The organism is Amycolatopsis kentuckyensis (assembly GCF_002155975.1).
GTDB lineage: Bacteria > Actinomycetota > Actinomycetes > Mycobacteriales > Pseudonocardiaceae > Amycolatopsis > Amycolatopsis kentuckyensis.
In genome coordinates this window covers 447-670 of sequence record NZ_MUMI01000639.1, presented here as the reverse complement: position 1 = coordinate 670, position 224 = coordinate 447, and the positions used below count along the sequence as shown (strand labels likewise).

Annotated in this window: 1 pseudogene (only partly in view); it reads left to right on the top strand. The window is 71.0% G+C overall.

What is annotated here, in order from left to right:
* Nucleotides 1–224 (top strand): annotated as a pseudogene (locus tag CCN39_RS44480) (penicillin-binding transpeptidase domain-containing protein); its annotated part runs 395 nt beyond the window's last position; the annotation flags it as partial.

The following is a 224-nucleotide window of genomic DNA, read 5'->3' as shown; positions in this document are numbered from 1 at the left end:
CCGGCGCCCTGCAGGTGGCCGACAAGACGGTGCACGACGCCTGGACGCACGGCACCCAGACGTTCACCACCACCGGCATCTTCGCCAAGTCGTCGAACATCGGCACCCTGCTGCTGGCGCAGAAGATCGGCGAGGAGCGGTACGCGAACCTGCTCAAGTCGTTCGGCCTCGGCCAGCGCACCGGCGTCGGCCTGCCCGGCGAGAGCGCGGGTTCGGTGCCCGCG